Raw genomic sequence first — 17,760 nt, forward strand, 5'->3', positions numbered from 1 at the left:
AACTAAACGGGCCGCTATAAACGGCCCGTTAAAAACTGGAGCGGGAAACGAGACTCGAACTCGCGACCCCGACCTTGGCAAGGTCGTGCTCTACCAACTGAGCTATTCCCGCTTGTCGTGTTGACGGGCGCCATTCTATATGTTCCGCGCCCAACGTCAACCCCTTGATTCAAAAAAGTTTATTTCTTTTCGGTCGAGGGGCTGAGATGCGGCCATGCGGCCATTAAGTAGTGCACCATCGACCATAATGTGAGAATCGCCGCAACGATTAACAAGCCATAACCAAAAGCCACCCAAGCAGTCATCAGCGGTGGATTGGCCAGTAAAATCACCAATGCAACCATTTGCGCAGCCGTTTTCCATTTGCCCAAATTTGACACTGCCACATGGGCCCTTGCGCCGATCTCGGCCATCCACTCGCGCAACGCGGAGACGACAATCTCACGACAGATAATCACTGCCGCGGCCAAAGTCAGCCACAAATTGTGGTGCTCAGCGACCAGCAGCACCAATGCCACCGCGACTATTAGCTTATCGGCAACCGGGTCAAGAAAAGCTCCGAACGGAGTGCTCTGCTGCCACAGGCGCGCCAGGTAGCCGTCCAGCCAATCAGTTACCGCCGCCACAGTGAAAACCAGGCTTGCAGCCCAATAACTCCATGAGAACGGCAGATAGAACAACAACACAAAAACAGGGATTAGCAGTACACGAAGTACCGTAAGCAGATTGGGGATATTCATCAGCACGACTGTTCAAAGTGAGCCAGCATTCTACTCGCTGTGCAACGCCGCATAAATGAGCTCTGCAAGCTTTTTGCTAATGCCGGGGGATTTAGCGATTTCTTCAATACTCGCACGCGACAACTCTTGCAGGCCACCGAAATGATTCAACAGTTCGCGCCGGCGCTTTGGCCCAACTCCGGCAACCCCCTCCAATGTTGAGGTACGTCGGGTTTTGCCGCGACGCGCACGGTGACCCGTGATTGCAAAACGGTGAGATTCGTCACGGACTTGCTGAATCAGGTGCAGCGCTGGCGAGTTACCCGGCAAGGTAAATTCATGTGTAGCATCATTGAGATACAGGGTTTCCAAGCCAGGCTTACGCGTTGTGCCTTTGGCCACACCAAGGAGGATCAACTCCGGTACTGCCAGTTCCTCTAGCACTTCGCGAGCCATTGCCAACTGACCTTTACCGCCATCGACCAACAGAACGTCAGGCAACTTGCCCTCACCCTCTTTGATCTTGCTGAAACGCCGTGTCAGCGCCTGATGCATTGCTGCATAGTCATCACCACCGGTAATGCCTTCAATGTTGTAGCGCCGGTAATCCGACTTGAGCGGACCCTCGGGACCAAACACCACGCACGAGGCAACTGTCGCCTCCCCGCTCGAGTGGCTGATGTCAAAGCACTCAAGCCGTTGTGGAATCTCATCTAGCTTGAGCGCTTCAGCCAAGGCTTCAAAGCGCGCCGCGACATGCTGACGATTTGCCAGTCGCGCACTCAACGCTTGCTCGGCATTGGTCACAGCCAGCTGTTGCCAGCGCGCACGGGTCGCACGCACGCGATAGCTGATTGCAAGTTCGCGCCCGCGAGACGCTTCGATCGCAGCAATTAACGTCGGATAGTCTTCATTGTTGACGTTGACAATCAACTCGGTCGGCAGGTCGCGCTCGTGACTGCCCAGGTAATACTGCGACAGAAACGCCAACATCACTGCCGTGCTGTCTTCTTCAATGGCGACCTGCGGGAAGAAGTTCTTGCTGCCCAACACCCGCCCACCGCGCACCGTAATCAGATGAACACAGGCTCCGCCGGGCGTAACAATGCTAGCGACCACATCGACATCACCTGTACCGCCTTCCATGCTTTGCTGGTCTTGCACGCGGCGTAGCAACGATATTTGATCGCGCACCTCTGCTGCACGCTCAAAATTCAGCTCACTTGACGCCTTTTGCATCGCCAATGACAACTCATCTGTCAGGGCATTGCTGCGCCCTTCAAGAAACATTACCGAGTGGCGTACATCTTCAGCGTACTCGTCAGGCTCAACCAGGCCGACACAAGGTCCTTTGCAACGTTTGATTTGATACTGCAAGCATGGCCGCGTACGGTTTTTGAAGTAACTATCCTCGCACTGGCGCACCAAAAAGGTTTTCTGCAACAACCCCAGACTTTCACGAATTGCACCCGCGCTTGGGTACGGGCCAAAGTAACGCCCTTTAAGCTTCTTGGCGCCGCGATGAATGCTTAAGCGCGGAAACTGGCCGTCCGAGAGAAAGACATAAGGATAGGATTTATCGTCACGTAGGAGAATGTTGTAAGGCGGCCGCCACTCCTTGATAAGCGTCTGCTCGAGCAACAATGCTTCGGTTTCGTTGGCGGTGATCGTGGTTTCGACTTGCGCAATTTTTGACACCAGCGCAGCCGTTTTAGGTGCTAAACCAGTTTTGCGGAAGTAGCTTGACAGCCGTTTTTTGAGGTTCTTGGCCTTACCGACATAAAGCAGCTTGCCATCGGCATCGGACATCCGGTAAACCCCGGGACGCCCGCTGCACGTGGCTAGAAAAGCGCTGGAATCAAACGCTTTGGAATTGCTACTGGGATGCATCGACCATGCCGTGGCGAACAGCCAGCAAAGCCAGTTCAACGTCGCTGGTAATCGCTAACTTTTCAAAAATGCGATATCGATAGGTGTTGACCGTCTTCGGCGACAAGCACAGCTTGTCCGAGATGATCTGCACTTTCTGGCAGCCGGCAATCATTAACGCAACCTGGATTTCGCGCTCTGAAAGCAAATCGAACGGCGAATTGCTGCTTTGTGGCTGAAACGACTTCAACGCAAGCTGCTGAGCAATTTGTGGGCTGATATAGCGTTGTCCGGCAAATACCATGCGAATGGCCTGAACCATTTCATCCAGCGCAGCGCCCTTAGTCAGGTAGCCAGAAGCCCCTGCTTGCAGTAAACGAGTTGGAAATGGGTCTTCTTCACAGGCGGTAACGGCAACCACCTTGACGTCAGGATTACTGCGAATCAGCTTGCGCGTCGCTTCCAGACCGCCAATACCCGGCATCTTGACGTCCATAAGAATGACGTCAGGTTTGAGTTCGCGGGTTTTGATAATTGACTCTTCACCACTTTCAGCTTGACCGACTACTGTAAGACCGTCGATATCAGCCAACATTCTGCTGATTCCGGTACGAACCAAGTCATGATCATCAACCACTAGCACTCGAATCAATGGAACACCTCGCTAAACTTGCCGCATGATACAGCGGTCCATTTGATTGTTTTAAGCGGCTGCCCTGCCTATTAAGCGTGTGCGCTATCACTAGCGTGGTGAATCGCTGTCAAAGAGCAAGCGCCATGTTGGCGCTTGCTCTCTCACAAAAAGATGGCGGAAGCGTAGAGATTCGAACTCTAGGACAGTTTCCCATCGACGGTTTTCAAGACCGTTGCCTTAAACCACTCGGCCACGCTTCCAGTATTGCATATGCAGTTCTGTTTAAGATCAACACATTAACTCATGTTAATGCACTTCTCCCTGACTGCGGGCGGCAATCTTACCCGAACGAAACACGCTGTCAAACTCTCTGAAGCGTTTTTTTTCAACACAGTGCTAATATCGGTGTCAGTATCGCTTATAGAACCAATGGTTTTTTATTAGGAGTGAGGCCATGCAACAGCAAAATTACGCAATCGACGGCTCGCAGGTCGAGCAACAGGAAGTAAGCCGTGTATTACGCAATACCTACGGTTTGCTGGCAATCACCCTGGCTTTCAGTGGTCTGGTTGCTTTTCTGGCTCAGCGCGCTAACGTCGCTTATCCAAACATTTTTGTTGTACTGATAGGCTTCTACGGCCTGTTTTTCCTTACGGCAAAACTGCGTAACTCGCCTTGGGGTTTGGTTTCGACCTTGGCCCTGACCGGTTTCATGGGTTACACCCTGGGTCCAATCCTCAACCGCTATATGGGCATGGCCAACGGCGCAGAAGTTGTCAGCTCGGCATTTGCCATGACTGCCTTGGTGTTTTTTGGCTTATCCGCCTATGTACTGACAACGCGCAAAGACATGAGCTTCCTTAGTGGCTTCATCACTGCTGGTTTCTTTGTCCTGCTCGGCGCGATGGTTGCTAGCTTCTTCTTCCAGATTAGTGGGCTGCAACTGGCAATCAGCGCCGGTTTCGTGCTGTTCTCATCTGTTTGCATCCTGTTCCAAACCAGCGCCATCATTCATGGAGGTGAGCGCAACTACATCATGGCAACCATCAGCCTGTATGTATCGATCTACAACCTATTCATCAGCTTGTTGCAGATCTTCGGTATCATGGGCAGCGACGACTAATTCGTTCGCCTTTGCAAAAAGCCCGCTTTTATGCGGGCTTTTTCGTTTCTATGGCGAGCATCTTGACGCGCCACGCTTTATCATTCGTGCAGATTTAACTGACTGGCCCTGCTATGAAATTCGCCATCGCATTATTTTCAGCGCCGCATCAACCCTCCTCTCGTCGCGCCTTACGCTTTGCCCAAGCGGTAATTGCAGAAGGCCATGAGATAGTTCGGCTGTTTTTCTACCAGGACGGTGTATACAACGCATCTAGTGCAGTAATCAGCGGCCAGGATGAAGTTGATATAGCGCGAGAGTGGCGTGAATTCGTGACACAACAGCAACTCGATGCTGTGGTGTGCATTGCAGCTGCTTTGCGCCGTGGCGCGCTGAATGACGAGGAAGCGCAGCGTTACTCACGCTCAGCGGCGCTGATTCAAGCACCATGGCAACTGTCCGGACTGGGCCAGCTCCATGAAGCCGCGCAAGTGGCAGACCGCTTAATCTGCTTTGGGGGCGACTGAAGTGAAGTCATTATTGATCATCAATCGTCAGGCGCCCTGGTCTGGGCCTGGTGCCCGTGAGGTACTGGATATTGCCTTGGCTGGCGGCGCCTTCGACCTGCCTATTGCTATGCTGTTTCTTGATGACGGCGCATTGCAACTCAAACCGCAACAGCAACCCACGATCCTGCAACAGAAAGACCTGAGCGCTAACTTGCAGGCACTGCCGATGTTTGGTGTCGAGTCGCTCTACGTATCGGCGCGCAGCTTGACTGAGCGCGGCATGTCGCCAGACTCAATCGCAATGCCAGCCGTGGTTTTGACTGACTCTGAACTTCGCGCACTTATTCAGCGCTACGATCAAGTGGTTACAATCTGATGTCGACCTTACACGTACTCTCAGACTCACCTTTCACTGATGCCAGCCTCAGCAGCTGTTTGCGCCTGCTAGGTGAAACCGATGGTCTGCTGCTCTGTGGCGATGCTGTATACGCCCTGCTTGCCGATACCGCACAACTGCAAGCACTTGAATTGATACCTGACACAATCAAGCTGTATGCGATTGAAGAAGATGTCGTGGCGCGCTCGATCAGTGCTCCTGCACGGGCCCAAGTTATTGACTACCCGGAATTTGTTCGCCTCAGCATGAAGTTCGCCAAGGTCAATAGCTGGGTATGACGGAGTTGACGGTTGAAGGCCGCAGCATTGCCTTGGATAAGGACGGTTACCTATGCGAGCTGAGCGATTGGTCTGAGGAGGTTGCGAGCGCCTTGGCGCAACGTGAAGCCTTAACCCTGACTGATGAGCACTGGCAGATACTCAAATTGCTACGTGAGTTCTACGCCGAGTTTCAGCTGTCGCCGGCCAATCGCCCACTGATCAAATACGTGGCACTCAAACTCGGCCCTGAAAAAGGCAACAGCCTGCACCTCAATCGATTATTTAATGGCACCCCAGCCAAACTTGCCGCCAAGCTGGCGGGCTTGCCTAAGCCGACGAATTGTTTATGAATTTACAAACTCCTGCAGAACACCCTTTCGCCCAATTCGTGCGCATTCTAGGCAAAGGCAAACGCGGCGCCCGCAACCTTACCCGCAGCGAAGCCTATGACGCGATGGGCATGCTGCTTGACGACAAGGTTGAAGACACTCAGCTTGGCGCCTTTTTAATGCTGCTCAGGCACAAAGAAGAAAGCGCTGAAGAGATGGCAGGCTTTGCCCAGGCCGTCCGTGAACGCCTCAATGCACCACAAATAGCCGTAGATATCGACTGGCCCAGCTACGCCGGGAAAAAACGTCATCTGCCTTGGTACTTGCTAGCCGCTAAAGCACTTGCAGCCAATGGTGTGCGCATCATCATGCACGGTGGTGGCGCTCACACCGCGGGCCGCTTGTACAGCGAACAACTGTTGGCCCAGCTCGACATTCCACTGTGCCGCTCATGGGCTGAAGTTGATCATGCACTCGAGCAGCGTTCACTAGGCTTTATTCCCCTTGGCGATTGGTCGCCACAACTGCAAAAGATGATCGACCTGCGCAACACCCTTGGCTTGCGCTCGCCCATCCACTCGCTCACGCGGATTATTAATCCCTTGAATGCACGCTGCTGCCTGCAGAGTATTTTTCACCCGGGTTATCAAGCCGTGCACCGCGAGGCTAGCCAGTTACTGGGCGACTGCGCCATCGTGATCAAGGGTGAAGGCGGTGAAATCGAAATCAATCCAGATGCCACCAGCCATCTTTATGGCACCGTCGACGGGCAGAACTGGGATGAGGACTGGCCCGCCCTATCGGCTCAACGCCATGTCAAACCAGAAAGCCTTGAACCTGAACATCTAGTGAACTTTTGGCGCGGTGAAGTCGCCGACAGTTACGCGCAGATGGCGGTTATCAGCACCATGGCCCTGGTCTTGCGCGGGCTTGGCGCAACTCGCGAGCAAGCCTTTGAGCGTGCCGAAACCTATTGGGAAGCCCGAAACACATCGAACCAACCGATCGTAACCTAAGATTTTTTGCGGCTTTTAATCGATTTACTCACGCTAGACTGTGACCATCAATCACAAAGGCAAGTAAGGCACACATGTGCTCTGTCTTGCTTGCAGCGAAGGACACAGATCATGGGTTTATTAGTCGATGGCAAGTGGCAAGACCAATGGTATGACACCAAAGGTGATGGTCACTTCAAACGCGAAAGCGCACAGCGACGCAATTGGATTACCGCCAGCGGCGACAGCGGCTTCAAGGCTGAAGCGGGACGTTATCACCTGTATGTCTGTTTAGCCTGCCCTTGGGCGCATAGAACCTTGATATTCCGCCAACTCAAAGGCCTTGAGTCGTTGATTGACGTGTCCGTGGTCAGTTGGTTGATGCGTGAAAACGGCTGGACCTTTGATAAAGCCACCGGTTCGAGCGGCGATAAGCTCGACGGCCTTGAGTTCCTGCATCAGCGATATACCCGTGACGACCCGCAATACAGCGGCCGAGTGACAGTGCCGGTACTTTGGGACAAGCAAACGCAACGAATTGTCAGTAACGAATCTGCGGAAATCATTCGCATGTTCAACAGCGCATTCAACCACCTGACCGACAACAAGCTCGACCTCTACCCGCAAGCTTTGCGAGGCGAAATCGACGTGCTTAATGAGCGCATCTATCCAGCGGTGAACAACGGTGTCTATCGCGCGGGCTTTGCCACCACTCAAGACGCTTACGAAGAAGCCTTCGATCAGCTGTTTGCTGAGCTTGGCGCACTCGACACGCTGCTTGAGAACCAGCGCTATCTGACGGGCGAATACTTGACCGAAGCCGACTGGTGTTTATTCACCACGATTATTCGTTTCGACTCGGTGTACCACGGGCACTTTAAGTGCAACTTCAAGCGCATAGAGGATTATCCGAACCTATCGAACTGGCTGCGCGAGCTGTATCAATGGCAAAACGTTGCGCAAACGGTCGATTTCGAGCATATCAAGCATCATTACTACGCCAGCCACAGCACCATCAACCCAACCGGCATAGTCCCCAAAGGTCCGGCGCTTGACCTGCAACGCCCGCATGACCGAGCGCGCCTCAGGGGCAACGGTATCTACGGCGGAGATTAAAACCAGTCGATTGAAGTACTGCTCAGACTTTCTTCTGAGCAGTTTTAACTTCAGCACCCTCAAACCAGGCCAGCTTCTCGCGCAGTTGCACCACTTCACCGACGATAACCAGCGTTGGGGCGCGGACCGCATGCTCGGCAACCAACTGCGGCAAGTCAGCTAAAGTGCCGGTATAGACCCGCTGATTCTGCGTTGTGCCCTGCTCGATCAGCGCTGCTGGCGTGCTTGCTGCACGACCATGGGCGATTAGTTGCTGGCAAATCACCGGCAGACCGACCAAACCCATGTAAAACACTAGCGTCTGGCTCGAAGCGGTTAACTCAGTCCAGGGCAGATCGCTACTACCATCTTTCAAATGACCGGTGACGAAGCGCACGGATTGAGCATGGTCACGATGGGTCAATGGAATCCCGGCATAGGCCGCGCAGCCACTCGCCGCAGTGATACCCGGTACAACTTGAAAAGGAATGCCATTGGCCGCGAGCTGCTCGATCTCCTCGCCACCGCGGCCAAAGATAAACGGATCACCACCTTTCAGGCGCAATACTCGTTTGCCCTGTTTGGCTAAATCGACCAAGCGCTGGTTTATCTGCTCTTGGGGAACCGCGTGGTCAGAGCGCTGCTTGCCAACATAGATACGCTCAGCATCGCGCCGACACAGCTCGATAATGGCTGGTGCGACCAAGCGATCATAGAGCACTACGTCAGCTTGCTGCATCAAGCGCAAGGCGCGGAAAGTGAGCAAGTCCGGATCACCTGGCCCGGCACCGACCAAATACACTTCACCGAGCATTTGCGGCGCTGCTCCAGCGACCTTCTCGGCAAGCAGGCGCTCGCCTTCATGCAGCTTGCCTGCAAATACGCTCTCGGCAACCTGCCCCTGAAACACGTCTTCCCAAAACACTCGACGCTGTTGGACATTGGGGAACAGGCTTTTTACCTGAGCGCGAAATTTTTTCGCCAAACCGGCCAGTTGGCCGTAAGTCGATGGAATCCAGGTTTCGATCTTTGCACGAATCAGGCGCGCTAACACTGGAGCATCGCCGCCACTGGTGATTGCCACGATCAAGGGCGAGCGGTCAACAATGGCCGGAAATATCACACTGCACAATGCCGGCGCGTCCACCACATTTACCGGAATGCCAAGTGCTTGAGCTTGGGCCGATATTTGCGCGTTGAGCGGTTCATCATCCGTTGCGGCAATGATCAGGGTTATGCCTTCAAGATCTTCTGCCTGATAACCGCGCAGCAACAACTCGCCACCGCCCGCCTCGACCATTTCGCTAAGCTCGGCGCGAATATCTGGAGCGACTACTCGCAACCGTGCACCGGCATCAGCCAACAAACGCGCTTTACGCACAGCGACTTCACCACCGCCAACGACCAAAACCAAGCGGTCCTTGAGTTTGTGGAACAAAGGCAGAAAATCCATGGTGGCCTCTACAGACAACAAATCTAAAGCGGATGCCAGAGCAGCATCCGCAATCGGTGTAGCCAGCTAGCGGTTAACCGCTAGCCGGTACGAATCAGCCGATGACGTCGATACCGCCCATGTAAGGCTTGAGCACTTCTGGCACTTTGATGCTGCCGTCGGCTTGTTGGTAGTTCTCAAGCACTGCAACCAATGTACGACCGACCGCCAGACCAGAGCCATTGAGCGTGTGAACCAGCTCAGGCTTGCCTGTTTCCGGATTGCGGTAACGGGCCTGCATGCGCCGCGCCTGGAAGTCGCCACAGTTGGAGCAAGAAGATATCTCACGGTATTTATCCTGGCTCGGCACCCAGACTTCCAGGTCATAGGTTTTGATCGCGCTAAAGCCCATATCGCCGGTGCACAGCGACAGCACGCGGTATGGAAGCTCAAGCAACTGCAACACTTTTTCCGCGTTTGCAGTAAGGCCTTCGAGCGCTTGCTCAGAGGTGCTCGGCTCAACCACTTGAACCATTTCAACTTTATCGAACTGGTGTTGACGGATCATACCGCGTGTATCGCGACCTGAGGCGCCCGCTTCGCTGCGGAAACATGGTGTATGCGCGACAAATTTGATCGGCAGCAATTTAGCGTCAAGGATTTCACCGGCAACAATGTTGGTCAGGGACACTTCAGCCGTCGGGATCAGGTAGAAGTCAGCTTCGCCTTCGCGGCTGATCTTAAATAGATCTTCTTCGAACTTGGGCAGTTGGCCGGTGCCCTGCAACGCGGGAGCTTGAACCAGATAAGGCGTGTAGGCCTCTTCGTAGCCGTGCTCGGCGGTATGCAGATTGATCATGAACTGCGCCAGAGCACGGTGCAGGCGCGCGATGGGGCCGCGTAGCAAGGCAAAACGGGCGCCGGATAACTTTGCCGCCGTTTCGAAATCCAGCCAGCCATGTTGCTCACCTAAAGCAACGTGATCCTGAACAGTGAAATCGAACGCTTTAGGTGTGCCCCAACGGCGCACTTCAACGTTGTCATCTTCGTCTGCACCAACAGGCACGGACTCATGCGGCAGGTTGGGCAGGTTGAGTAAAATGCTGTCCAGTTCTACTTGGATGGCATCCAGCTCGCGCTTGCCTTGCTCCAATTCGCTGCCCATACGATCAACTTCAGCCAGTAAAGGCACAATGTCTTCGCCGCGCTGCTTAGCCTGACCAATCGACTTTGAGCGAGCATTGCGCTCAGCTTGCAGTTGTTCGGTACGGGTTTGCAGGGTCTTGCGCTGCGCTTCAAGTTCTTCAAAGCGCGCTACATCTAGCTGAAAACCACGGGTAGCAAGGCGCTGAGCGACTTCTTGAAGTTCGGTGCGCACCAATTTGGCGTCGAGCATGCTGATATCTCAATACAAAAGTGTGAATTGCATGGCCTAAGCCATGAGACAGAATGGGTGAAGTTTAAGGGTTCAGGACGCCGAGTGCGAAGTATCTGCTGCAAAAAGTGGTCATCTGCATGACAGCGCTAACAAAAAAACCAGAGAATCGCTTAAATAAGCCCGCTTACATGCGCGCCAATGACAATCCGCCCCAAGCAGCCAGTAAGCCACCAATCAGGCTTGCCGCCAGATAACCCATAGCAACCGCCGCCTGACCACCTTCAATCAAGCGAATGGTTTCCAGGCTAAACGAGGAGAAGGTCGTCAGGCCTCCGAGCACACCCACGGTAATGCCGGTTCGCAATTCAAGCGGAATATCGGTGCGCAGTAGAAACAGCCCGCTCAGCAGACCAATCAAAAAGCAGCCGACAATATTGACGCTGAACGTGCCCATGTAAAAGTGTTGCGGCCAATGGCGCTGCACCCAATAGCTGGTCAAGAAGCGCAATGTACTGCCTAGCGCACCACCGGCTGCAACAGCTGCGACTATCTTGATCATCATTCTCTCCGCTTACGTGAGCTGGCCGCATCCTGCGCCGCTAAATGTTTGAGTTTGTCGCCGATTTTCAGCTCAAGGCCTCGCGGCACCGGCTGGTAATACTGGCGCGGCTCAAGTTGCTCAGGGAAGTAATCTTCGCCAGCCGCATAGGCATCGGGCTCATCATGGGCATAACGGTATTCATCGCCATAACCCAGTTGCTTCATCAATTTTGTTGGCGCATTACGCAAATGCAAAGGCACTTCCATCGAGCCGTTTTCGGCCACGTCACGCATGGCAGCTTTGAAGGCGCTGTATACCGCGTTGCTTTTTGGCGCGCAGGCCAAATAGACGATCGCTTGGGCGACCGCCAGCTCGCCTTCCGGGCTCCCCAATCGCTCCTGAACATCCCATGCAGACAAACACAGACTGAGTGCACGCGGATCAGCATTGCCAATGTCTTCGCTGGCCATGCGCACCACGCGCCGGGCGATGTACAGAGGATCACAACCGCCATCGATCATGCGTGCATACCAGTACAGCGCACCATCTGGGCTGGAGCCGCGCACTGACTTATGCAGTGCGGAAATCTGGTCATAAAACGCCTCGCCACCCTTGTCGAAGCGCCGACGGCTATCGCCCAGCAGGTCCTGCAACAACTCAGGGGTGATCACCCCGCCGTCATCAGCCAAGTCTGCGGCGTTTTCAAGAAAATTAAGCAGGCGTCGACCATCGCCATCAGCCGCAGCCATCAGGATTGCGAAGCTGTCGTCGGGTAAGCTCAGTTGCCGGTCAGCCAAGCCTTTGGGGTCATGCAATGCGCGATCAACCAACTTGCGCAATGCAGTTTCATCCAGGCTTTTGAGCACGTACACCCGCGCCCGCGAGAGCAATGCGTTGTTCAGCTCAAACGATGGGTTTTCAGTGGTTGCACCAATGAAAATCAGGGTGCCGTCTTCAACGTAAGGCAGAAACGCATCTTGCTGCGATTTGTTGAAGCGATGGACTTCGTCGACAAAAAGAATGGTTTGTCGACCATATTGCGCGGCGTGTTGCTGGGCGACTTCGACCGCCTGACGAATCTCTTTGACCCCTGAAAGCACCGCCGAGATGGTTTCAAAGTGCGCATCAGAAACCTGAGCCAGCAAGCGGGCCAAGGTGGTTTTGCCCACCCCGGGCGGCCCCCAGAAAATCATCGAGTGCAGTGCGCCCTGCTCCAGCGCCTCGCGCAGTGGCTTGCCACGGGCGAGCAAGTGTTCCTGACCGACATACTCATCCAGCGTCGCTGCACGCAGGCGAGCGGCCAGAGGTTGGGCAACAGGAGCCTTGCGAAACAAATCCATGGGCCGCGTTACAACCTCTTACTCTTGAATGACGTCTGCACCTTCAGGTACTTCAAAGGTGAATTCGCTTTCGTTGATTGGCTGATTCATCTTCACATTGAGGAACAAGATGTTGGTGCGCTGGCCAATGCTGTCAATCAACTGCATATCATTGAGCACGCCGCTACGAAACGACAGGCGCAGGTTATCAAACAGCGTGTCTTTGGATTTTGGCTTTAATGTGAAATCAACTACGTTGCCCGCCTCTTTGTAACTGATGGCGAAGCTTTCGCTGATTTTTGATACATCACCGGAAAGCAAAAGCGCTGGTGTGTGGGTCAAGCGCTGATCCATTTCCTGGATCGTCACTTGTTCGAGATCTGGATCGTACAACCAGACCTTTTTACCGTTTGAGACCAGCAACTGCTCCTGCGGTGCATCGGTGTGCCAGCGGAACAAACCAGGGCGCTTGAGGGCTAATTCACCGGCTGTTTCTTGTAGCTGGCTACCGCTGCCATCGAGGGTCAGTTGGGAGAACCGAGCCGTGATGGTCTGCGCTTGATTGAGCAGCTCAGTCAGGCGCTTGACCGCAGCGCTTTCATCAGCCACGGCATTGAGGCAGGTCAGACTCAGCACACTCAGTAACAACATGCGGAAAAGGCGCATGGGACTCCTTAAAATTCGGTTTAACCACAGTTTCGGTGTCTCTGAAAAGCTAGCGTGCAGGCTAACGTCTCAGAGACGCCTTAGATCAGTCGCGAACAGGGCTTGGCGCTATAACTTCACGAGAACCGTTGGTGCTCATTGAGGTTACGACACCGGCGTTTTCCATTGATTCGATCATCCGGGCAGCACGGTTGTAACCAATCTTAAGCTTGCGTTGTACGGCAGAGATTGACGCCCGACGGCTTTCGGTCACGAAACGTACGGCCTCGTCGTAAAGCGGATCATCCTCGCTATCATCACCGCCTTCACTGCTGCCCTCAAAACCACTGCCTGACTCTTCGACGCCGGCCAGAATTTCTTCGATGTAGTCCGGCGTGCCACGTAGCTTCCACGCTTCAACCACGCGGTGAACTTCATCATCAGACACAAATGCACCGTGGACACGAATCGGCAAGCCGGTGCCCGGCGGCAGATACAGCATGTCACCATGACCCAGCAATTGCTCGGCGCCGCCTTGGTCGAGAATGGTCCGCGAATCGATCTTGCTCGATACCTGGAACGCCATACGCGTTGGGATGTTGGCCTTGATCAAACCGGTGATCACATCAACCGATGGACGCTGCGTCGCAAGAATCAAGTGAATACCTGCAGCTCGGGCTTTCTGAGCGATACGAGCAATCAACTCTTCAACCTTCTTACCGACGATCATCATCATGTCGGCGAATTCATCGACCACAACCACGATGGTTGGCAGTGGCTTAAGAAGCGGCGCTTCATCTTGCATGCTTTCGCGGCGATATAACGGATCAGGGATCGGCGTGCCCGCCTCGATTGCATCTTTAACCTTGCGGTTAAAACCTGCGAGGTTACGCACGCCCATCTTCGACATCAGTTTGTAGCGGCGCTCCATTTCCGCAACGCTCCAGCGCAGCGAGTTGGCGGCCTCCTTCATGTCGGTTACCACCGGGCAAAGCAGGTGCGGAATGCCTTCGTAAATCGACAGCTCAAGCATTTTCGGGTCAATCATGATCAGGCGCGCCTCTTCAGGCGTCGACTTGAACAAAATCGACAGGATCATGGCGTTTACCCCGACCGATTTACCGGAGCCCGTGGTACCGGCAACCAGCAAGTGCGGCATCTTCGCCAAATCGGTAATCACTGGCTTGCCGCCGATATCGTGACCCAACGCAAGCGTAACTGGCGACTTGGCGTCGTCGTACTCCGGGGAAGATAAAACCTCGGAAAAACGCACCATCTGCCGATCTTCGTTAGGAATCTCAATGCCGACGGTGGTCTTGCCCGGAATGACTTCAACCACGCGAACGCTGATCACCGCCATCGAGCGGGCCAAGTCTTTGGCCAGATTGGAAATACGACTGACTTTGACCCCCGCGGCTGGCTGAATCTCGAAGCGAGTAATCACCGGCCCCGGATGAACCGACTCAACTATCACTTCAACGCCAAACTCTTTGAGCTTGATTTCAACCAATCGCGACATCGCTTCCAGCGACTCAGGCGAAAACTGCTTTTGTACCTTTTCCGCAGCGTCGAGCAATGAGATAGGCGGCAAAGTGCCTTCAATCGCGCTGTCGACAAACAAAGGCGCCTGCTTTTCTTTCTGTACACGCTTGCTCTGCTCAGGAACAGCAGGCACTGAAGGCGGTGTAATGATCGGCGCTGGGCGACCTTCGCGGGCGCTCATGTGTTTATTCAGCGAATCCTCACGCTCAATCATGCGCTCTTTAGCTTTGACCTGGTCGCGACGATCTCGGGCCACAGGTGCAGCCACTTCAGCCACGCGCTCATCCACCTCGCGCAACTGGATACGCAGTTGCTTACGCTCAGCTCGCGCACTCCACCAGCGATTGGCCAGGCTTTGGATAAGCTCAATCAAATCCAAGGTAATTTTGCCGGTCAGGTCCATAACCTTAAACCACGACAAATCGGTAAATATGGTCAGACCAAAGAGGAATAAAGCGATCAGCAGCAACGTGCTGCCCTGCACGTTTAGAGCATTCTCTGCCAACTGACCAACGCTTTCACCCAGCGCACCGCCGGATGAAGCAGGCATGCTGTTGCCCGCAGGGAAATGGATATAGGCCAATGCCGCACCAGAGAGCACCAAAAACACCAAGCCAATCAGGCGCCAAGAAAACAACCAGCCGCTCCACTGCCAAGGCTCGTGCCGCGCCCGAAATACCTGCAGGGCTTTAACCCCAAGCAACAGCGGAAACAGGTAAGCAAAATAACCAAGTGCCATAAACAAGATATCGGCCGACCAGGCACCCGCGCGACCCGCAGCATTTTGCACCTGCGAGACATTGCTGGTGTGGGTCCAGCCTGGGTCGTTCGGGTCGTAGGTGAGCAAGGCCATCCAGACGTACAGACACAGTGCACCGAGGGCAATAAGTGCCCCTTCCTTGAGTCGATACGGCAATTGCTGACGCCACATGGGCATTTGAGCTGTAGGGCTAGTTTTCTTCAAAACGCATCTGTTCCTGTGCTATTAGCCTGTAATCCGGCCAATGGCGTGTTATGGCTTATCTACCTATTGTACGGGTTTACCCGCGCTACGCCATGCTCCGTGCAGGTTTGCGCGTGGTTTTGTCGCAGACGATAGTCCTCGATACCCGCTAAAGCCTGCTTCGGTGTAGCATAGCCGCCAAGTTATTTTCGCGCAGTTCAATTTGAGCATGCATTCTCTTTGGTGACAAAGGCTTATGAGGTGTTTCTATGTCCGAAGTCAAGCATTCCCGTCTGATCATTCTAGGTTCCGGCCCTGCTGGCTACAGCGCTGCAGTCTACGCAGCAAGGGCCAATCTTAAGCCGGTTATCATTACCGGCATTCAGCCCGGCGGCCAATTGACCACCACCACTGAAGTCGATAACTGGCCCGGTGATGTTGAAGGGCTGACTGGTCCTGCGTTGATGGAGCGCATGCAAAAGCATGCTGAGCGCTTTGATACCGAGATAGTCTACGACCACATCCACACCGCTGAGTTGCAGCAGCGCCCATTCACCCTCAAAGGTGACAGCGGCACCTATACCTGTGACGCCTTGATTATCGCCACTGGCGCTAGCGCTCAGTACCTCGGCCTGCCATCCGAAGATGCATTCGCAGGTAAAGGTGTATCGGCCTGCGCAACGTGCGACGGCTTTTTCTACCGTAACCAGGTCGTGGCGGTAATCGGTGGCGGCAATACCGCCGTTGAGGAAGCGCTGTATCTGTCGAACATCGCCAAGGAAGTTCACTTGGTACACCGTCGCGACAAGCTACGCTCTGAGAAGATCCTGCAGGACAAGCTGTTCGACAAAGTCGCCAACGGCAACATGCGCATGCACTGGAATACCACGCTCGAAGAAGTACTTGGCGATGCAACCGGTGTCACCGGCGCGCGCCTGAAGAGCACCGAAACCGGCGAGGTCAATGACCTGCCACTCGCAGGCGTGTTTATTGCCATTGGTCACAAGCCAAACACCGACCTATTCAAAGGTCAGCTTGAGATGCATGACGGCTACCTGAAAATCAAAGGCGGCAGCGAAGGTAACGCCACCGCGACCGCCATTGAAGGCGTATTTGCCGCTGGCGATGTGGCTGACCACGTTTACCGCCAAGCCATTACCTCTGCTGGCGCTGGCTGCATGGCCGCATTGGATGCCGAGAAATTCCTCGACGACATTTGATACGCCTCTAACTGAACAGTTTTGACAGTATGCTTTACAGCTGTATTGGGGCGGTTGCATAAGCACCGCCCTGCCCTCTTCTAGGTCAATGCGATGCTGACTTGGTTACAACGCAATTCTCTGCAGTTTCCTGCGCTCGATAAAGCCCTGCAAGAACCCAATGGGTTACTCGCAGCGGGCGGTGATTTGAGCGCCGAGCGCCTGATCAAAGCCTACCGACACGGTTGTTTCCCTTGGTTCAGTGACGGCCAGCCAATTCTTTGGTGGTCGCCGGACCCACGCACGGTTCTTTTCCCTGACGAGCTGCATGTTTCACGTAGCTTGGGCAAAGTGTTGCGCCAAAACCGCTACAAGGTCACTTTCGACCAAGACTTCGCTGCAGTCATTACCGCTTGCTCTGAGCCCCGCGCTTACGCCGATGACACCTGGATCACCAGCGCCATGCGCGACGCGTACCTTGAGCTGCACAGGCGTGGCCTGGCCCACTCGGTTGAGGTTTGGCAGGGTCAACAATTAGTTGGCGGCCTGTATGGCTTAGCAATGGGCCAGCTCTTTTTTGGTGAGTCGATGTTTAGCCGTGCCGACAATGCATCGAAAGTTGGCTTCGTGATGTTGGTCGAGCGCCTCAAAGCTGCCGGCTTTGTAATGATTGACTGCCAGATGCCAACCCAGCACTTACACAGCTTTGGTGCCAGAGCGATTAGCCGCGAACAGTTTGCCAGCACCTTGAACCAACACCTTGATCAGCCCAGCACAATCGATTGGCAATCTTGTATCGGCTAGTCGAGTTAGCCTGTCTGGCATACACTGATTAAAGGCATTCCACGAGAG

The 17,760-nt window shown here is 54.2% G+C and carries 18 protein-coding genes and 2 tRNA genes; 9 read left to right on the plus strand and 11 right to left on the minus strand.

Going from position 1 to position 17,760, the window contains the following annotated elements; genetic code table 11:
• Positions 1 to 36: 36 nt before the first annotated feature.
• The 5 genes from ACN0UH_RS11275 to ACN0UH_RS11295 all read right to left on the minus strand — a co-directional run bounded on the left by ACN0UH_RS11275 (position 37) and on the right by ACN0UH_RS11295 (position 3,482).
• Positions 37 to 112 (minus strand) — tRNA-Gly (locus ACN0UH_RS11275).
• Positions 113 to 179: 67 nt separating this feature from the next.
• Positions 180 to 740 (minus strand): CDP-diacylglycerol--glycerol-3-phosphate 3-phosphatidyltransferase, encoded by a 561-nt coding sequence (gene pgsA, locus ACN0UH_RS11280; protein WP_417662135.1) that lies wholly within the window; start codon positions 738 to 740, stop codon positions 180 to 182.
• A gap of 30 nt (positions 741 to 770) precedes the next feature.
• Positions 771 to 2,609 carry an excinuclease ABC subunit UvrC gene (gene uvrC / locus ACN0UH_RS11285; protein WP_417662136.1) on the minus strand — a complete coding sequence of 613 codons (1,839 nt, stop codon included), beginning with the start codon at positions 2,607 to 2,609 and terminating at the stop codon, positions 771 to 773.
• Positions 2,596 to 3,240: a UvrY/SirA/GacA family response regulator transcription factor gene (uvrY, locus tag ACN0UH_RS11290; RefSeq protein WP_417662137.1), complete on the minus strand. Its 645-nt coding sequence runs from the start codon at positions 3,238 to 3,240 to the stop codon at positions 2,596 to 2,598. The genes uvrC and uvrY overlap by 14 nt, the downstream gene beginning before the upstream one ends.
• A 154-nt stretch (positions 3,241 to 3,394) precedes the next feature.
• Positions 3,395 to 3,482 (minus strand) — tRNA-Ser (locus ACN0UH_RS11295).
• A 194-nt stretch (positions 3,483 to 3,676) separates the two neighbouring features.
• On the opposite strand from ACN0UH_RS11295, the gene ACN0UH_RS11300 reads away from it, so the two are divergent.
• From ACN0UH_RS11300 to ACN0UH_RS11330, 7 genes are all read left to right on the plus strand, one after another.
• Positions 3,677 to 4,345 carry a Bax inhibitor-1/YccA family protein gene (locus ACN0UH_RS11300; protein ID WP_417662138.1) on the plus strand — a complete coding sequence of 223 codons (669 nt, stop codon included), beginning with the start codon at positions 3,677 to 3,679 and terminating at the stop codon, positions 4,343 to 4,345.
• A gap of 113 nt (positions 4,346 to 4,458) precedes the next feature.
• A complete protein-coding gene (gene tusD, locus ACN0UH_RS11305; RefSeq protein WP_417662139.1) occupies positions 4,459 to 4,851 on the plus strand; it encodes a sulfurtransferase complex subunit TusD in 393 nt (130 codons plus the stop codon).
• 1 nt (position 4,852) lies between these two features.
• A complete protein-coding gene (tusC, locus tag ACN0UH_RS11310) occupies positions 4,853 to 5,209 on the plus strand; it encodes a sulfurtransferase complex subunit TusC (RefSeq protein WP_417662140.1) in 357 nt (118 codons plus the stop codon).
• A complete protein-coding gene (gene tusB, locus ACN0UH_RS11315) occupies positions 5,209 to 5,508 on the plus strand; it encodes a sulfurtransferase complex subunit TusB (RefSeq protein ID WP_417662141.1) in 300 nt (99 codons plus the stop codon). Before tusC ends, tusB begins: the two co-directional genes overlap by 1 nt.
• Positions 5,505 to 5,840: a TusE/DsrC/DsvC family sulfur relay protein gene (locus ACN0UH_RS11320; protein WP_417662142.1), complete on the plus strand. Its 336-nt coding sequence runs from the start codon at positions 5,505 to 5,507 to the stop codon at positions 5,838 to 5,840. Before tusB ends, ACN0UH_RS11320 begins: the two co-directional genes overlap by 4 nt.
• Positions 5,837 to 6,835, plus strand: a complete 999-nt coding sequence (locus tag ACN0UH_RS11325) for a glycosyl transferase family protein (RefSeq protein WP_417662143.1) — start codon at positions 5,837 to 5,839, stop codon at positions 6,833 to 6,835. The genes ACN0UH_RS11320 and ACN0UH_RS11325 overlap by 4 nt, the downstream gene beginning before the upstream one ends.
• A 111-nt stretch (positions 6,836 to 6,946) precedes the next feature.
• On the plus strand, positions 6,947 to 7,930 hold the full coding sequence (locus ACN0UH_RS11330) for a glutathione S-transferase family protein (protein WP_417662144.1): 984 nt from the start codon (positions 6,947 to 6,949) through the stop codon (positions 7,928 to 7,930).
• Between the two features lie 22 nt (positions 7,931 to 7,952).
• Here the strand turns inward: ACN0UH_RS11330 and cysG are convergent, their stop codons facing one another.
• The 6 genes from cysG to ftsK all read right to left on the minus strand — a co-directional run bounded on the left by cysG (position 7,953) and on the right by ftsK (position 15,703).
• Positions 7,953 to 9,362 (minus strand): siroheme synthase CysG, encoded by a 1,410-nt coding sequence (cysG, locus tag ACN0UH_RS11335; protein ID WP_417662145.1) that lies wholly within the window; start codon positions 9,360 to 9,362, stop codon positions 7,953 to 7,955.
• 94 nt (positions 9,363 to 9,456) lie between these two features.
• Positions 9,457 to 10,737 (minus strand): serine--tRNA ligase, encoded by a 1,281-nt coding sequence (gene serS / locus ACN0UH_RS11340; protein ID WP_087516813.1) that lies wholly within the window; start codon positions 10,735 to 10,737, stop codon positions 9,457 to 9,459.
• A 166-nt stretch (positions 10,738 to 10,903) separates the two neighbouring features.
• Complete coding sequence (gene crcB, locus ACN0UH_RS11345) at positions 10,904 to 11,278, minus strand: fluoride efflux transporter CrcB (protein ID WP_417662146.1); 375 nt, start codon at positions 11,276 to 11,278, stop codon at positions 10,904 to 10,906.
• Positions 11,278 to 12,600, minus strand: a complete 1,323-nt coding sequence (locus ACN0UH_RS11350; protein ID WP_087516811.1) for a replication-associated recombination protein A — start codon at positions 12,598 to 12,600, stop codon at positions 11,278 to 11,280. The genes crcB and ACN0UH_RS11350 overlap by 1 nt, the downstream gene beginning before the upstream one ends.
• Before the next feature lie 18 nt (positions 12,601 to 12,618).
• On the minus strand, positions 12,619 to 13,245 hold the full coding sequence (gene lolA, locus ACN0UH_RS11355; RefSeq protein ID WP_417662147.1) for an outer membrane lipoprotein chaperone LolA: 627 nt from the start codon (positions 13,243 to 13,245) through the stop codon (positions 12,619 to 12,621).
• A gap of 85 nt (positions 13,246 to 13,330) precedes the next feature.
• Positions 13,331 to 15,703 carry a DNA translocase FtsK gene (gene ftsK, locus ACN0UH_RS11360; RefSeq protein WP_417662292.1) on the minus strand — a complete coding sequence of 791 codons (2,373 nt, stop codon included), beginning with the start codon at positions 15,701 to 15,703 and terminating at the stop codon, positions 13,331 to 13,333.
• Positions 15,704 to 15,978: 275 nt separating this feature from the next.
• Here ftsK and trxB point away from each other — a divergent pair, with 275 nt between their 5' ends.
• Both trxB and aat read left to right on the plus strand, forming a co-directional pair.
• The gene (trxB, locus tag ACN0UH_RS11365; protein ID WP_087516809.1) at positions 15,979 to 16,929 is read left to right on the plus strand and encodes a thioredoxin-disulfide reductase; all 951 of its coding nucleotides are present in this window, start codon (positions 15,979 to 15,981) and stop codon (positions 16,927 to 16,929) included.
• Positions 16,930 to 17,022: 93 nt separating this feature from the next.
• On the plus strand, positions 17,023 to 17,712 hold the full coding sequence (gene aat / locus ACN0UH_RS11370; protein ID WP_417662148.1) for a leucyl/phenylalanyl-tRNA--protein transferase: 690 nt from the start codon (positions 17,023 to 17,025) through the stop codon (positions 17,710 to 17,712).
• Positions 17,713 to 17,760: the final 48 nt, after the last annotated feature.

Source organism: Pseudomonas sp. (genome assembly GCF_048265905.1).
Lineage (GTDB): Bacteria > Pseudomonadota > Gammaproteobacteria > Pseudomonadales > Pseudomonadaceae > Aquipseudomonas.

Coding starts and splice junctions, on each gene's coding strand:
- lolA (WP_417662147.1), bottom strand. CDS start 13,245: ATGCGCCTTTTCCGCATGTTGTTACTGAGTGTGCTGAGTCTGACCTGC.
- aat (WP_417662148.1), top strand. CDS start 17,023: ATGCTGACTTGGTTACAACGCAATTCTCTGCAGTTTCCTGCGCTCGAT.
- cysG (WP_417662145.1), bottom strand. CDS start 9,362: ATGGATTTTCTGCCTTTGTTCCACAAACTCAAGGACCGCTTGGTTTTG.
- ACN0UH_RS11320 (WP_417662142.1), top strand. CDS start 5,505: ATGACGGAGTTGACGGTTGAAGGCCGCAGCATTGCCTTGGATAAGGAC.
- trxB (WP_087516809.1), top strand. CDS start 15,979: ATGTCCGAAGTCAAGCATTCCCGTCTGATCATTCTAGGTTCCGGCCCT.
- pgsA (WP_417662135.1), bottom strand. CDS start 740: ATGAATATCCCCAATCTGCTTACGGTACTTCGTGTACTGCTAATCCCT.
- ACN0UH_RS11330 (WP_417662144.1), top strand. CDS start 6,947: ATGGGTTTATTAGTCGATGGCAAGTGGCAAGACCAATGGTATGACACC.
- ACN0UH_RS11350 (WP_087516811.1), bottom strand. CDS start 12,600: ATGGATTTGTTTCGCAAGGCTCCTGTTGCCCAACCTCTGGCCGCTCGC.
- ACN0UH_RS11325 (WP_417662143.1), top strand. CDS start 5,837: ATGAATTTACAAACTCCTGCAGAACACCCTTTCGCCCAATTCGTGCGC.
- ACN0UH_RS11300 (WP_417662138.1), top strand. CDS start 3,677: ATGCAACAGCAAAATTACGCAATCGACGGCTCGCAGGTCGAGCAACAG.
- serS (WP_087516813.1), bottom strand. CDS start 10,737: ATGCTCGACGCCAAATTGGTGCGCACCGAACTTCAAGAAGTCGCTCAG.
- tusB (WP_417662141.1), top strand. CDS start 5,209: ATGTCGACCTTACACGTACTCTCAGACTCACCTTTCACTGATGCCAGC.
- uvrC (WP_417662136.1), bottom strand. CDS start 2,609: ATGCATCCCAGTAGCAATTCCAAAGCGTTTGATTCCAGCGCTTTTCTA.
- tusD (WP_417662139.1), top strand. CDS start 4,459: ATGAAATTCGCCATCGCATTATTTTCAGCGCCGCATCAACCCTCCTCT.
- ftsK (WP_417662292.1), bottom strand. CDS start 15,703: ATGCCCATGTGGCGTCAGCAATTGCCGTATCGACTCAAGGAAGGGGCA.
- crcB (WP_417662146.1), bottom strand. CDS start 11,278: ATGATCAAGATAGTCGCAGCTGTTGCAGCCGGTGGTGCGCTAGGCAGT.